15 protein-coding genes and 1 tRNA gene are annotated in these 14,360 nt (G+C 68.9%); 10 read left to right on the top strand and 6 right to left on the bottom strand.

All coding sequences use genetic code 11. The features are described 5' to 3' along the window. Positions 1-61 precede the first annotated feature (61 nt). Positions 62-2,056 carry a CocE/NonD family hydrolase gene (locus EFL95_RS17110; protein WP_123235306.1) on the top strand — a complete coding sequence of 665 codons (1,995 nt, stop codon included), beginning with the start codon at positions 62-64 and terminating at the stop codon, positions 2,054-2,056. On the opposite strand, the gene EFL95_RS17115 is transcribed toward EFL95_RS17110, so the two are convergent. Then, complete coding sequence (locus EFL95_RS17115; RefSeq protein WP_123235307.1) at positions 2,057-2,614, bottom strand: hypothetical protein; 558 nt, start codon at positions 2,612-2,614, stop codon at positions 2,057-2,059. It abuts the gene before it with no gap. 89 nt (positions 2,615-2,703) lie between these two features. Between EFL95_RS17115 and EFL95_RS17120 the strand changes: the two genes are divergently transcribed. After that, positions 2,704-3,231: a toxin-antitoxin system HicB family antitoxin gene (locus EFL95_RS17120; RefSeq protein WP_246005014.1), complete on the top strand. Its 528-nt coding sequence runs from the start codon at positions 2,704-2,706 to the stop codon at positions 3,229-3,231. A 22-nt stretch (positions 3,232-3,253) separates the two neighbouring features. After that, a complete protein-coding gene (locus EFL95_RS17125) occupies positions 3,254-4,069 on the top strand; it encodes a DUF4097 family beta strand repeat-containing protein (protein WP_123235308.1) in 816 nt (271 codons plus the stop codon). A 171-nt stretch (positions 4,070-4,240) separates the two neighbouring features. On the opposite strand, the gene dcd is transcribed toward EFL95_RS17125, so the two are convergent. After that, positions 4,241-4,816: a dCTP deaminase gene (dcd, locus tag EFL95_RS17130; RefSeq protein WP_123235309.1), complete on the bottom strand. Its 576-nt coding sequence runs from the start codon at positions 4,814-4,816 to the stop codon at positions 4,241-4,243. A gap of 55 nt (positions 4,817-4,871) precedes the next feature. Here dcd and EFL95_RS17135 point away from each other — a divergent pair, with 55 nt between their 5' ends. Next, positions 4,872-5,630, top strand: a complete 759-nt coding sequence (locus tag EFL95_RS17135) for an SGNH/GDSL hydrolase family protein (RefSeq protein ID WP_123235310.1) — start codon at positions 4,872-4,874, stop codon at positions 5,628-5,630. A 93-nt stretch (positions 5,631-5,723) separates the two neighbouring features. Here EFL95_RS17135 and EFL95_RS17140 read toward each other — a convergent pair whose 3' ends face one another. Beyond that, on the bottom strand, positions 5,724-6,716 hold the full coding sequence (locus tag EFL95_RS17140; protein WP_183407238.1) for an FKBP-type peptidyl-prolyl cis-trans isomerase: 993 nt from the start codon (positions 6,714-6,716) through the stop codon (positions 5,724-5,726). Positions 6,717-6,885: 169 nt separating this feature from the next. On the opposite strand from EFL95_RS17140, the gene EFL95_RS17145 reads away from it, so the two are divergent. Both EFL95_RS17145 and EFL95_RS17150 read left to right on the top strand, forming a co-directional pair. Continuing rightward, positions 6,886-6,961 (top strand) — tRNA-Gly (locus EFL95_RS17145). 85 nt (positions 6,962-7,046) lie between these two features. Continuing rightward, entirely contained in the window at positions 7,047-8,255 is a 1,209-nt protein-coding gene (locus EFL95_RS17150; RefSeq protein WP_123235312.1) for a hypothetical protein, read from the top strand. A gap of 18 nt (positions 8,256-8,273) precedes the next feature. Here the strand turns inward: EFL95_RS17150 and EFL95_RS17155 are convergent, their stop codons facing one another. Together EFL95_RS17155 and EFL95_RS17160 are read right to left on the bottom strand one after the other, a co-directional pair. Then, a complete protein-coding gene (locus EFL95_RS17155; RefSeq protein WP_123235313.1) occupies positions 8,274-8,762 on the bottom strand; it encodes a GNAT family N-acetyltransferase in 489 nt (162 codons plus the stop codon). A 23-nt stretch (positions 8,763-8,785) separates the two neighbouring features. Continuing rightward, entirely contained in the window at positions 8,786-9,028 is a 243-nt protein-coding gene (locus tag EFL95_RS17160; protein WP_123235314.1) for a hypothetical protein, read from the bottom strand. A 111-nt stretch (positions 9,029-9,139) separates the two neighbouring features. Here EFL95_RS17160 and EFL95_RS17165 point away from each other — a divergent pair, with 111 nt between their 5' ends. The 4 genes from EFL95_RS17165 (at position 9,140) to EFL95_RS17180 (ending at position 13,539) form a co-directional block, all read left to right on the top strand. Beyond that, positions 9,140-9,718, top strand: coding sequence for a DUF2461 domain-containing protein (locus tag EFL95_RS17165; protein ID WP_123235404.1), 579 nt, complete (start codon positions 9,140-9,142; stop codon positions 9,716-9,718). Between the two features lie 13 nt (positions 9,719-9,731). Next, positions 9,732-10,547, top strand: a complete 816-nt coding sequence (locus tag EFL95_RS17170; protein WP_123235315.1) for an alpha/beta fold hydrolase — start codon at positions 9,732-9,734, stop codon at positions 10,545-10,547. Between the two features lie 81 nt (positions 10,548-10,628). Continuing rightward, complete coding sequence (locus EFL95_RS17175) at positions 10,629-11,513, top strand: cell division protein ZapB (RefSeq protein ID WP_123235316.1); 885 nt, start codon at positions 10,629-10,631, stop codon at positions 11,511-11,513. A 151-nt stretch (positions 11,514-11,664) separates the two neighbouring features. Then, the gene (locus tag EFL95_RS17180; RefSeq protein WP_123235317.1) at positions 11,665-13,539 is read left to right on the top strand and encodes an acyl-CoA dehydrogenase; all 1,875 of its coding nucleotides are present in this window, start codon (positions 11,665-11,667) and stop codon (positions 13,537-13,539) included. Here EFL95_RS17180 and EFL95_RS17185 read toward each other — a convergent pair whose 3' ends face one another. Next, complete coding sequence (locus EFL95_RS17185) at positions 13,540-14,334, bottom strand: SGNH/GDSL hydrolase family protein (RefSeq protein ID WP_123235318.1); 795 nt, start codon at positions 14,332-14,334, stop codon at positions 13,540-13,542. Positions 14,335-14,360: the final 26 nt, after the last annotated feature.

The raw sequence follows: 14,360 nt of genomic DNA on the forward strand, positions 1-14,360 counted from the left end.
TCCGTAACTTTGCGTCGCGAGGTCTCGTTGATCTCCCGACACACCGGGAGGAATCACTCGTATGCGCAAGCTCACCCGGCTGACCGCCGCCTCGGTCGCCACCCTGACCCTGACCGCCGGCAGCTTTGCCGCCTTCGCAGCCGCGCACCACGCGAGCACCGGCTCGGGCAGCGCGGCGAACAGCTACCGGCACGAGGCCTCGGGCACCGAGAAGTCCGCCGCCCAGCAGCAGGCCCGCCACGAGGCGTCCGGGAGCGAGAAGAAGGTCGCCGCCGGCGCCAGGACCGCGAGCGCCGCCCAGGCCGCCAAGTGGACCGCGCGCGACGTGCAGTACCCCAAGACCGTCACGCTGCACGACCTGAAGATCCCGATGGACGACGGCGTCGTGCTGCGCGGTGACCTCACCCTCCCGGCCGACGCCGACGGCAAGGCGATCGACAAGAAGTTCCCGGTGATCGCCACCATCACGGCCTACAACAAGGGCGTCCAGCAGTACGCCGGCGGCCTGGCCGGCGGCGACCCGAAGTACCTGGTGCAGCGCGGCTACGCCCAGCTGACCGTCGACGCCCGCGGAACCGGTACGTCGGCCGGCCAGTGGTGCGCGTTCTGCAGCCGCGAGGACAAGGACTTCGGCGAGGTCATGCAGTGGGCCCACGAACAGTCCTGGAGCAACGGGCTGACCGCGATGGACGGCCCGTCCTACATGGGCATCGCGCAGATGTTCGCCGCCGCGGCCCAGCCCGACGGCCTGAAGGCGATCTTCCCGCAGGTGCCGGCCGCGGACGTCTACCGCGACGTGGTGGCCTCCGGCGGGCAGATCGACATCGGCTTCATCCCGCTGTGGCTCGGCCTGGTCACGGTGACCGGCCTGATCCCGCCGACGGCCCCGCCGTCGGACGCGAGCCCGCTGATGGCGCTCGCCCAGCACCTCGCCGGCGCCGGGACCTTCACGCTGCCGCTGATCCTCAAGGCGTTCGCGGGCCAGGAGCCGGCGTACGACGGGCCGTTCTACGCCCAGCGCTCGCCGATCAACGTGGTGAACAAGGTCAACGTGCCGACGTTCTTCGTCAGCGGTGAGTACGACCTGTTCCAGCGCGGGACCCCGCTGCTCTTCGAGAACCTGCAGAAGCGCGGCATCCCGACCAAGCTGATCATCGGCCCGTGGAACCACCTCCAGGCCTCGGGTGGCGGTGAGGTCGCGAAGGCCGGCCTGGGCTCGCTCGACGAGCTCAAGCTGCGCTGGTTCGACCACTACGTGAAGGGCATCGCGGACCCGACCCTGGACTCCGACATCCCGCCGATGACCTACTACGAGCAGGGCACCGGCGCCTGGAAGTCGGGCGCGGGCTGGATGAAGGACCGCAGCGCCGCGACGTACAAGCTCTCCGGCACCTCGAAGACCGCCGGCGCGGCCGGGTCCCTGACCACCGGAGCGGTGACGGCCGGGTCCTCCTCGGTCTACCCGATCCCGGTCTCGGGTCTGTGCACCCGCTCGACCGACCAGTGGACGGCCGGCCTGATGAGCGAGTTCCCGTTCCCGAACCCCTGCAACACCGACAACAAGTGGAACGACAAGACCGGGGTCGTCTTCTCCACCGCGCCGGTGACCAAGGCAGTGACCCTTCAGGGGCCGATCAACGCCCGGCTGTACGTCTCCAGCAACTCCGGCGACGGCATGCTCTCGGTCGCGGTCGAGGACGAGGCACCGGACGGCACCGTCTCCCGCCTGTCCGGCGGCTGGCAGGTCATCTCGCAGCGGGCGCTGAACACCGCGAAGTCGCGCTACCTCGACGGCCAGCTGATCCAGCCGTACCACCCGTTCACCAAGGCATCGAAGAAGCTGCTGCCCAAGGGCTCGGTGGCCCCGGTCGACGTCGAGATCTTCCCGACGGGCGCGAAGATCCTGCCGGGTCACCGGCTGCGGATCGCCGTCCAGGCCTTCGACATCCCGCACCTGTCGCCGATCCTGCCGGACCTCCTGTCCACGCTGACGGTCATCAAGATCTTCAACTCGGCGCAGTACCCGTCGCGGATCACCCTGCCGCTGGTTGACTGATCAGCAGGTCGTGCGGCTGAAGCGGATGCCCATCGTCACCCGAACGGTGCCGGTGGCTCCGCTCTCCGTGCGGTATCCGAGGTCGACCGCGTCGAGCTGACCACCACCGACGGCGTGGACGTGCAACATCGGGAGCATCGCGCGCTGGACCGGGAGCACGGTGCGGAAGATCGGCGTTCGCGCCCGCCAGTCGACGTCCTCGAGCAGACCGCGGTCGACCACGGGCGGCCATTCCGTCACCCCGAGGGAGTTCACGCTCCCGCCGACGACCGGCAGCAGCAGTCCGCCGAGCACCCGGACGCCGTGACCGACGGCCGTCGCCGTGGTGATGCGTAGCGGCGTCGATGCCGTGAGGGTGTCGCTCCAGAACCCCAGGTCCTCCTTGCGGACCTTCTCCAGGCAATCCACCCCGGTGCCACGCCCGGTCACGGTGAGGGCCGGGCCGTCGTCCGCCGGCGTCGTGGACGCCTTCCCCGGGGTCGGGCGAGCCGACGGCGAGGTCCCTCCGCAGCCGGAGATGAGCAGGGTCGTCAGCAGCAGGATCCCGAGAGCGCGCACGGCGGCAGCGTAGCGATGACACCGCCTGACGCCGCCCTGATGTCAGATTGGTGTTGACATGACACCATGATGATGTCATCGTGGTGCACATGGACATCACCCCGTACGTCGAGCGCCTCCGCCAGGACCTGGCCCAGAGCGCCGCCGCCGGCAACGAGCAGATCCGCGACGCCGCGGAGCGCCTCGCGCTGGCCCTGGACCCGAGCATGCGGCTGGCGCTGATGGAGGCCCTCTCCCAGGCCGCCGCCGAGATCACCACCGAGATGCGCAGCGGCTCCGTCGACGTCCGCCTCGCCGGACGCGAGCTGGAGTTCGTGGTCGCGCACCCGATGCCGGCCGAGGAGGCCGTCGCCGCCCCGGGCCCGTCGGTCGAGGACGAGGACGACGCCGCCACGGCCCGGATCACGCTGCGGCTGCCGGAGAGCGTCAAGGCCAAGGCCGAGGAGCTCGCCACCAAGCACGGCAGCTCCCTGAACACCTGGATCGTCAACGTCCTGCGCGGGGCCACCCGCGAGGGCGCCATCAACATCGACATCGACCTCTCCAGCCTGCCGCTCGACGGTTTCGGCCCCGGCGGCAAGAGCCGGGGCGCCAAGCGGATGACCGGCTGGGTCTGAATCTCTCGGAAGGAGCACTGCCATGAAGCAGACGTACAACACCCCTGGACCGATCTCGGTCTTCGTCGAGCTCGGCTCCGGCCAGCTCACCACCGTCGCTGCCGACACCACCGAGGCCTCCGTCGAGGTCCGCGGTCCGCGCGCCGAGGAGTTCCACGTCGAGTTCAACGGCAAGCGGATCGACGTGATCGCCCCGCACGGCCGGTTCTTCGGACGCGGCGACTCCCACGACGTGCGGGTGCACGTGCCCACCGGGAGCGAGCTGGTCACGAAGATGGGCTCCGCAGACACCACCACGACCGGCACCCTCGGGCTGCTGGCGCTGAAGACGGGCTCGGGCGACATCGAGGTCGACCGCGCTGAAGGCCCGGTGGTGATCGAGAGCGGCTCGGGCGACATCAAGGGCCAGCAGTTCGGCGCCGAGGTCCGGATCAAGAGCGGGTCCGGGGACATCGACGTGCGCGAGGTGTTCGGCAAGACCGGCATCTCCACCGGATCCGGCGACGTCGTGCTCGGCACCGTGCACGCCGCGACCGTCATCAAGACCGGGTCGGGCGACCTCCAGGTCAACCGCTCCGAGGGCGACGTCTCCCTGACCACCGCGTCGGGCGACCTGACCATCGGCGCCGCCCCGCGCGGCAAGGTCACCGCCAAGAACGTCTCCGGGGACGTGCGCGTCGGCATCCCGACCGGTACGCCGGTGTGGACCGACATCAACACCGTGACCGGCAACGTGAAGAACAACCTGACCAGCGTGGGCAAGCCCGCGAAGGACCAGGACTACGTCGAGCTGCGGGCCAGCACCGTCAGCGGAGACGTCCTGCTGAAGCAGGTGTGAACCGATGCACGGCGAGAGCGAGAGGAGGAGCACCCATGTGGCACAGCAACGAGCGGGACGAGCCGGCGAACCTGACCATCACCCCGCGGGTACGACGTACCTCCGGACGGGTACCCGAGAACCGGCGCTGATCTACGCAGACCTCACCCGTCTGGGGCCGTTCGCCCGGCTCTAGATCTGGGTGCGGTGGAAGTTCGCGAACGAGCGCGACGGCGTCGGGCCGCGCTGGCCCTGGTACCGCGAGCCGTACTTCTCCGACCCGTACGGGTGCTCGGCCGCCGAGGTCAGCCGGAAGAAGCACAGCTGCCCGATCTTCATCCCCGGGTAGAGCTTGATCGGCAGGGTCGCGACGTTCGCCAGCTCGAGGGTGACGTGGCCGCTGAAGCCCGGGTCGACGAACCCGGCGGTCGCGTGGGTCAGCAGGCCGAGACGCCCCAGGGAGGACTTCCCCTCCACCCGCGCGGCGATGTCGTCCGGCAACGTGCAGACCTCGTACGTCGACCCCAGCACGAACTCCCCGGGGTGCAGGATGAACGGCTCGTCGCCCTCCGGCTCGACCTCGCGGGTCAGGTCCGACTGGTCGGCGGCCGGGTCGATGTGCGGGTACTTGTGGTTCTCGAAGACGCGGAAGAACCGGTCCAGCCGGAAGTCGATGCTGGAGGGTTGGATCATCGCCGGGTCGTACGGATCGATCTTGATCCGCTCGGCGTCGATCTCGGCTCGGATGTCGCGGTCTGAGAGCAGCACGGCGACAACCTATCCCGCGCTGCGGCCCAGCAGGAGGCCGTCCTAGTCTCGGACCATGCCGTTCCACCGCTACGTCGCCCTGGGCGATTCCTTCACCGAGGGCCTCGGCGATCCCGACCCCGCCCGCCCCAACGGCCTGCGCGGCTGGGCCGACCGGGTCGCCGAGGTGCTCGCCACCCAGAGCGACGACTTCGGCTACGCCAATCTGGCCATCCGCGGGCGCAAGCTGAAGCCGATCGTGGCCGAGCAGATCGAGCCCGCCCTCGCCCTCTCCCCCGACCTGATCACCATCCACGCCGGCGCCAACGACGTGCTCCGCCCCAAGGTCGACCTGGACGACCTCGCCTCGGCCTACGACGCCGCGGTGGAGCGGTTGAGCTCGAGCGGCGCGCAGGTCGTGCTGTTCACGATCTTCGACCCGGGCAACACCGGCATCTACGCCGCCCTGCGCGGCCGGATGGCGATCTTCAACGAGTGGGTCCGCGAGATCAGCGAGAAGCACGGCACCACGCTCGTCGACATGTGGCGGATGCGCGACGGCGACCACGCGACGGTCTTCGACACCGACCGGATGCACCTGAACAGCTTCGGCCACCAGAAGATCTCGTTCGCGGTGCTCGACGCGCTCGGGGTCGAGCACGACGTCGCGCCGCTGGACCGCCCGGTGCTGCCGACGTTGACACGCAGCGAGCAGCTGCGGGCGAACGCGATCTGGACGCGCGACTTCCTCGGGCCCTGGGTGCACCGCCGGCTGACCGGCCGGTCCTCGGGTGACAGCGTCGAGGTCAAGCGCCCGACGCTCGGACCGATCTAGGCAGAAACGCCGACAGGCCCAACCATTTTCTGGTTGAGCCTGTCGTTCCGCGCTGGAGCCTGTCGTTCCGCGCTGGTTGAGCCTGTCGAAACCTCAGTTGGCCGACGGCGTCGCGCTCGGCGCCGCGGTGTTCTGGATCTCGATCACGAAGACCAGGGTCTGGCCGGTCAGGTTCGCGCTGGAGATCTTGCCCTCGCCGTACCCGTACTTCGGCGGGATGGTGACGATCAGGCGGGTGCCGACCTTCTGGCCGACCAGCGCGGCACCGAAGCCCTGCACCACGCCATCGGTGGTGAAGGTGGCCGGGGCCTTGCCGTAGCTCTGGTCGAAGATCTTCTTCGTGTTCCAGCTGGTGCCCTGGTAGTTCACGGTCACCGAGTCACCGCTCGCGACGACCGCGCCGGTGCCCTGCTTGAGGACCTTGAGCCGCAGCTCCGGGTCGGGCTTGCCGGACAGGGTGACCTTCGGCGTGCCGTTCTTGCCGAACGAGACGGCCGGGGCGTTGGTCCAGGACGCCGGCTTGAGCGGCTTCACCTTGCTGATCACGTCGGCGACGATGATCAGGGTGTCGGTCCCCTTGATGCCGAGCTGCGGGTTGCCAGCCTCGCCGTAGATGTCCGAGGCAGGAACGGTGACCGCCACGCGCGAGCCGATCGGGACGCAGGAGATCGAGGCGTCGAACGCGGCCGGCAGGCCGGTGTCGCCGACCTTGAACTTGGCCGGCTCGGTGGTCAGCGCCTTCCCGGACGAGCCGAGGAACGCGGAGACCTCGACGTTCAGGTTGTCACCGGAGGCGGTCGTCGCGCCGTCGCCCTTGGTGATGATGGTGCGCTGCAGGCTGGTCGCCTTGAGCGGGGTCTTGAAGTCACCCTTCAGCGTCTTGCCGAAGTCGCCGGTGACCTTGACCGCGTCGCTGGAGTCGCCCGACTTGTAGTCGCAGCTACCGGCGGCGGGAGTCGAGCTCGCCGTCGGGGAGTCGTCCTTCTTCTTGTCCTTGGACTTGCCACCGCAGCCGGAGACCAGCAGGGCGGCGGAGACCAGGACGACGACAGGCGCCATCCGGCGCGAGGAGAGCGATCGCAACATGCTGTGGACTCGTTTCGGAGGGGATAGCTGCGGGGGACTCGCGTGCGGAGTCCGGGACAGTCTGCCAAGTCCGGTCAACCCGGCCCACAGGAACCCCGCATCCTGGACGGTTCGGCCCCGCGAGCGCGTTCGGCTACGATCACTGCTCGTCATCGTTTCGGCGTGGCGCGCGGATGTAGCTCAGTTGGTAGAGCGCGACCTTCCCAAGGTCGATGTCGCGAGTTCGAATCTCGTCATCCGCTCCAGGAAACTCTTCACGCACCCCGCTCAGGCGTTCTAGCCTGGGGCCGCGTGGCTGTGCGGGTCACGCTCATACCCTGGGGAGTTCCCGTGCGTACTCGGATCCTGGCGCTCGTCGCCGCCGTCGCGGCCTGTGCCGGCACCGCCCTTGTGGTGGTGCCCATCGCTCACGCCGACAGCCCGCCGTTCGACACCGACTGGGCGATCTGCTCGGACGCCAGCGACACGAACTGCATCGTGTCCGCGACGGCGAACGGGGTCGACACCGTGCCGACCCAGAACAACACCGTGCGCGACTACCCCTGGGTCAAGCAGATCGACGCCAACCTGATCGACTTCGGTGTCTGGCACGACCTGGGCAACGGCTCCACGACCAACGTCGTCGACCCGAGTGTCGAATACCAGCTGGTCGTCCGTACCGGCACGTTCGTCCCGCGAGAGATGAACGCGGTTGCCCGCGACGGCAGCTACTCGATCAGCCGGAGCGTCACCACCGGCTACACGTTCACGGTCACGTTCAAGCCGACCCCGACCCACCGCACCGACGCGATCTCGTGCAGCTACGACGGCGGCTGCGGTGGATCGACGACCGCCGCCACCGACGACCTGACCGGCTTCGCCACCGGCGACGTGCAGACCTTGACGACGAGCGGGCTCTCGCCCGCCGAGATCTCGCAGCGCTACGGGATGGCCACCTTCACCAACGCCCAGAACAGCTACGTCTTCTACAACAACGACTTCGACCTCCTCGAGGTCCGGCTCGCCAACCCGCACCTCGAAGCCGACGGAGTCACGCCGGTCACCGACGGCAGTTACGACGCCTTCCTGCCGGACGCCTTCTTGATCGGGACGATGAACGTCCCCGACCCGGCGTCGGTGACCAAGTACTCCTTCACCGTCACCCGTACCGCGAGCGGGTCCACCACCGTGGCCCCGATGTCGGTCGTCCACGAACCCGGCGGCGTTCGGATCAAGCTTCGGAACATCTCGTTCTCGCGGCCGAAGTACAGCATCAAGCCGCACAAGATGGTTCCCGGCAAGCCGCGGATGGCCGGCGTGAAGAAGATCGTCGGCGGCGCGAAGGCGAGCTTCTCCGCACCGGTCGCGAACGGCGGCGCCAAGATCGACTTCTACCGACTCGCCTGCAAGAAGTCGGGCGGTAGCTGGCACTTCAAGAACGGCACCAAGAGCCCGATCACGATGACCGGGCTGCCGTACGGAACCGTCTACTGCCAGATCCGCGCGCACAACAGCGTCGGCTACGGCCCGTACGGCGGGCTGTGGAAGAGCCACACCTGACGAGGGGGCGCTGAGCCCTCACGCGTCCAGGACGAGGACGAGCTCCTCGACCCCGTCCTCGGACACGGGCAGCGCGGCCTCCTGGCCGGGATCGCGACGGAAGCCGCACTTCTCGAGCACCCGGATCGAGCCGAGGTTGTGCACCGCGACGTGCGCGCACAACGGCCGGGTCGGCACCTCACCCGCGAGGAGCGCGAGTGCCTGGGTCGCGACCCCGAGCCCCCACCACTCGCGGCCGATCCAGTAGCCGAGGAACTGCTGTCCGTCCTCAGGCCAGCTGCCGATGTTCCCCGCCACCTGACCGTCGGCCAGGATCGTGCGCGTCACCAACGTCGGGTCAGCGCGCAGCCGCGCCCAGTGCGCGTCGAACTGCTCCCGGTCGCGGGCCGGGAAAGCCGCCATCGCGACGCCCTGCGGATCGGCCTGGTGCTCGAAGAACACCTCGAGGTCCGCATCCTCGACGGGTCGCAACGACACCGCCGGCGCCGCGTTCCGCTGGTCGCTCATCGGCCCTCCTCGCTCTCGCCAGGCTAGTTCGGATCGACGGACGGGTGCATTGGATGGGGCGGGCAGTCCTCACCGACGATGTGGGTCTGGGGCTCGAGGTCGCACGCACAGGTGAACTGACGGATGACGAACCGGGCTGCCACGTCGATGTCCGCGGCGGTCCTCGCGTCGACCAGGCTGCCCAGCCCGTGGCTGTTCAGACCGGCCAGCAGGCGGCTGGCCGCTGGTACTGGATGGGCGCGTCGTGGGGTGCCGGTGGTCGTCATGCGGGAAACCTGCCAGCCGGCGCCGACAGTTCTGCGCGGTTGTAGCCTGCGCGAGTGAGCACCTTCCAAGGCTTCCCCGAGGCCGCCCTCGACTTCTACGACGACCTGGAGATGGACAACACCAAGTCGTTCTGGGAAGCCCACAAGGCGATCTACACCGAGTCGGTGAAGGCGCCGATGACCGCACTCACCGAGGCGCTCGGGCCCGAGTTCGGCACCCCGAAGGTGTTCCGCCCGTTCCGCGACGTCCGCTTCGCGAAGGACAAGACCCCGTACAAAACCCACCAGGGCGCGTTCATCGCCGCCGGCCCGGCGTGCGGGTTCTACGTGGAGATCTCCGCCCGCGGCGTACGGACCGGCGGTGGTTTCTACGAGGCGAGCGGCAGCGACCTCGCCCGGATCCGGACGTCGATCGACGTCGAGGCGACGGGCAAGCAGCTCCAGCAGATCCTGACCAAGCTGGAGAAGGCCGGGTTCGAGATCGGTGGCGAGAAGCTGAAGACCTCACCGCGCGGCTACGACGCGGACCACCCGCGGATCGAGCTGCTGCGGCACAAGTCGATCACCGTCGGCCGGCCCTACGGGTTCGACAAGGTGATCCACTCCCCGAAGCTGGTCGACGCGGTGCGCAAGGACTGGCGGGCGTTGCGACCGTTGGTCGACTGGGTGTCCGAGCGCCTCGGCGACTAGTAGGTTCGCGAGCATGACGCTCGTCGCCGTCAACGGCATCCAGCTCAACATCCTCGACACCGGCGCTCCTGCCGGGAAGCCGGACGCGCCCGTCGTGGTGATGGGGCACGGCCTGCTGTTCAGCACCGCGATGTGGCGTCACCAGATCGAGGCGCTGCGCGAGGACTACCGCTGCGTCGCGGTCGACTGGCGCGGCCAGGGCGCGACGCCGGCGACCGAGTCCGGCTACGACATGGACACCCTGTACGCCGACCTGGTGGCCCTCATCGAGCACCTCGGCGTCGGACCGGTGCACTACGCCGGCCTGTCGATGGGCGGGTTCGTCGGTCAGCGCCTGGCCGCGCGACGGCCCGACCTGGTCCGCTCGCTGGTCCTGATCGACACCAGTGCCGGCCCCGAGGACCCGGACAAGGTCAAGAAGTACGGCCTGATGTCGAAGGTCTACGGACTGTTCGGCTTCCGGCCGCTGCGCAGCCAGGTCGCTCCGATCATGTTCACCCCCGCCTGGTTGAGGACGCCGGCCGGCAAGGAGACCGAGAAGCTCTGGGTCACCGAGCTCCTCGGGATCGACCGCAAGGGCGTCAAGAAGGCGATCCTCGGCGTCGTTGACCGCCTCCCGATCGCCGACGAGCTCGGGGCGGTCACCGCGCCGACGCTGGTGATCGTCGGGTCCGAGGACGTGGCCACCCCGGTCGCGAAGGCGGAGGCGATCGCCGCCGGGATCAAGGACTCCCGGCTCGACGTGCTCACCGGCGTCGGCCACGTGAGCACGCTGGAGGACCCCGACCGGATCAGCGCCCTGATGGGTCACTTCCTGGCCGCTCACTAGTGCGCCACCTCACGTCTGGCGATCACCGGACACCCCCCGTGAGTTAACCAACCGTCCACCTGACCGGCTCACGCTCGAGTCGTGGCACGACGCAAGGTCATCTGGCACATCGGTCCCGCCGACCCCGGGACGTCCTTCCTCGCCGAGGCGCTCGACGCCCGCGCGAGTGAGCTGGCCAGCCTCGGCATCGCCGTTCCGACCGGCGCCTGGCACGAGGTCGAGGACAAGATCTGGCGCCACAAGGGCGTCTCGATCCTCAGCACCCCGGACATCGCCCGCGCGGACGCCGACAAGATCGCGCTGCGCCTGGTGGGTCTGCGCGACCTCGAGGTGCACCTGGTGCTCCTCGCCCGCGACCTGCCCACCCAGGTCTACGCCGCCTGGCAGGACGCTCTCCAGCACGGCAGCAGCACCCCGCTGAAGAAGTACGTCACCCGGGTGCTCGACCCCGCCCGTGACCACTGGCAGGCGGAGGACTTCTGGGCGGGCCACGACCTCGCCACGATCCTGCCGGCCTTCACCCGCGCGTTCCACGCGGACCGCGTGCACGTGATCGCCACCGACGCGGACGCCGACGGTGTCTGGAACGCCTTCCTCGACGTCGCCGGCATCACCGACATCGAGCGCCCCGAGGTCTACACGCCGCCGGCGCTGAAGGCCGAGCTCGACCCCGAGCGGGTCCTCGACATCACCACCGCCTGGGCGAAGCTGATCGCCGATCGCGGCTTCGACCTGCGCGGCTCGCTCATCTCGGCGAGCACCACCGCGGCCGCCGCGGAGAGCGCCGGCAAGAAGGAGCAGCTCGAGGCGCTGGCCGAGGTCCTGACCGAGGCGACCGCCGAGATCGAGCGCCTCCGCGCCGAGGTCGAGGAGCTCCGCGCCGAGAACGAGCGGCTCGACTCCAAGCGCCTCAAGCACAAGCGCCGGGTCGAGCGGCTGCGCGCGGAGCTCACCGCGATCGACTGACGGACAAACCGTCACGAACCGGGCCGGACTTGGCCTTGGTCACACCTGCGCCCGATCCGCTTGCATCGCCGTCCCCTGCGAGTGATACTTGTTGTTACTGGCCGGTAGCACTTCCGGTTACAACAATCCCCTGAGTTGAAAAGGGTGGGCTGTGAGCCACTACAAGAGCAACATGCGCGACATCGAGTTCAACCTCTTCGAGGTGCTGAACCGGGACGAGATCCTGGGCACCGGCCCCTTCGAGGCGATCGACTCCGACACGGCGCGCACGATCCTGGGCGAGATGGACCGGATGGCGCGCGAGGACCTCGCCGCGTCGTACGAGGACTCCGACCGCAACCCGCCGGTCTTCGACCCGGCCACGAACCAGGCTCCGCTCCCCGAGTCCTTCAAGAAGAGCTACGAGGCCTACATGGGCTCGGAGTTCTGGCGCCTGCAGATCAACGAGGACCTCGGCGGCACCCCCGCCCCGTCCTCGATCAACTGGGCGATGGGTGAGCTCGTGCTGGGCTCCAACGCCCCGATCTGGATGTACGCCGCCGGCCCGTCCTTCGCGGGCGTCGTCTACAACAACGGCACCGACCGCGACAAGCAGATCGCGCGCATCATGGTCGAGAAGCAGTGGGGCGCCACCATGGTCCTCACCGAGCCGGACGCCGGCTCCGACGTGGGCGCGGGTCGCTCCAAGGCCACCCTCAACGAGGACGGCTCCTGGAACATCACCGGCGTGAAGCGGTTCATCACCTCCGCGACCAACGACATGGCCGAGAACGTGATCCACCTCGTGCTGGCCCGTCCGGTCGGCATCGACGGCGTGGGCGGCCCGGGCACCAAGGGTCTGAGCATGTTCATCGTGCCGGAGAAGCACTTCGACCACGAGACCGGCGAGCTGACCGGTGCCCGCAACGGCGCCTACGTCACCAACGTCGAGCACAAGATGGGCATCAAGGTCTCCAACACCTGCGAGGTCACCTTCGGCGACCCGCAGATCGGTGGCGGCGAGCCGGCCCAGGGTTGGCTCGTGGGCGAGGTCCACAACGGCATCGCGCAGATGTTCGACGTCATCGAGAACGCCCGCATGATGGTCGGCACCAAGGCCATCGCGACGCTGTCGACCGGCTACCTGAACGCGCTGGAGTACGCGAAGTCGCGTGTCCAGGGCGGCGATCTGACCAACCAGGCCAAGGACGCCCCGCGGGTCACCATCACCCACCACCCGGACGTGCGTCGTTCGCTGATGACCCAGAAGGCCTTCGCCGAGGCGATGCGCGCGCTGGTGCTCTACACCGCGTCGTACCAGGACCGGATCCAGATCGCCGAGCACAACGGCGAGCACGACGAGCTGGCGATGAAGGTCAACGACCTGCTGCTGCCGATCGTCAAGGGCTACGGCTCCGAGCGCTCTTGGGTGCTCCTCGGTACCGAGTCGCTGCAGACCCTCGGTGGTTCCGGCTTCCTGCAGGAGTACCCGATCGAGCAGTACGTGCGCGACGCGAAGATCGACACCCTGTACGAGGGCACCACGGCCATCCAGGGCCAGGACTTCTTCTTCCGGAAGATCGTCAAGGACCAGGCCAAGGCGCTGACCCACATCAACAACGAGATCGACGCCTTCATCAAGAGCGAGGCCGGCAACGGTCGCCTCAAGGTCGAGCGCGAGCTGCTCGCCAAGGCCCTCGAGGACGCCGGCGCACTGGTCGGCCAGATGATCAACACCCTCATGAGCGCGGACGAGTCCGCCGAGGGCGGCGACATCAAGAACATCTACAAGGTCGGCCTGAACACCAGCCGCCTGCTGATGGTCCTCGGTGACGTGGTCTGCGCCTGGCTGCTGCTCCGCGGCGCCGAGGTGGCGCTGCAGAAGCTCGGTGGCGAGGTCTCCGCTGCGGACAAGGCCTTCTACGAGGGCAAGGTCGCGGCGGCGCAGTTCTTCGCGCGCCAGCAGCTGCCGAAGCTCACCGCCGAGGTCGCGATCGCCGAGGCGACCGACCTGTCGATCATGGAGCTCGACGAGGCTGCGTTCTGATCAGTCGCTAGAGACACGGTCGTCGGCCGCCAGCACCCGGACCAGCTCCGGGCGCTTGGCGGCCGCGGTCGTTCCCGGACCCTTGCCGCGCAGCTGCCGGTAGAGGAACGGCACCAGGAACGTCGCCAGCCAGGTCGCCTCGCGCGCGACCACCCGCAGCGGGGAGCGCGACGGTGCCTCGCCCACGGCCCAGCCGTGGTTGCTGCCGGGCAGGCCCATCAGCTCCGCCATGCCGGCCGCGATGCGCTCGTGCCCCACCGGACTGCCGTGGATCCGGTCGTGGCTCCACATCGCCGGATCGGCCGAGAGGTCGAGGGAGAAGAGGTCGAGCACGTCCACGCCGTGACGACCCGCAGCCTCGACCAGCCGGGCGTTGAGCAGCTCCTCGCGGGGCCGCAGCCAGCCCATCACCGGGAGCATCAGCGCCACGTCCGGGAAGCTCGTCGTGAGCACCCGGCAGCCGGTCGCCCGCAACGCGATGAAGGTCTGCTCGACAGCATCGACGACCGCGTCCAGGTCGTAGTCGTGGCGCAGCAGGTCGTTCATCCCGACGCAGACCGCCGCCAGGTCGGGCTGCAGCGCCAGCGCGGCCGGCAGCTGCACGTCCAGGACGTGCTGGGCGCGGCAGCCGCGCAGCGCGAGGTTGGCGTACTCCAGGTCCGGGCTGGTCGTGCGGGCGAGCTCGGTCGCGAACCGGTCGGCCCAGCCGCCGAAGCCGTTGATCTCGTCGCCGTCGTTGAGTCCCTCGGTCTGGGAGTCCCCGAGGGCGACGAAGCGGTGGTACTGCTCTGCCATGGAGCGAAAATAACCCGGAGCACCCC

Source organism: Nocardioides marmorisolisilvae (assembly GCF_003725775.1).
Taxonomy (GTDB): Bacteria; Actinomycetota; Actinomycetes; order Propionibacteriales; family Nocardioidaceae; genus Marmoricola; species Marmoricola marmorisolisilvae.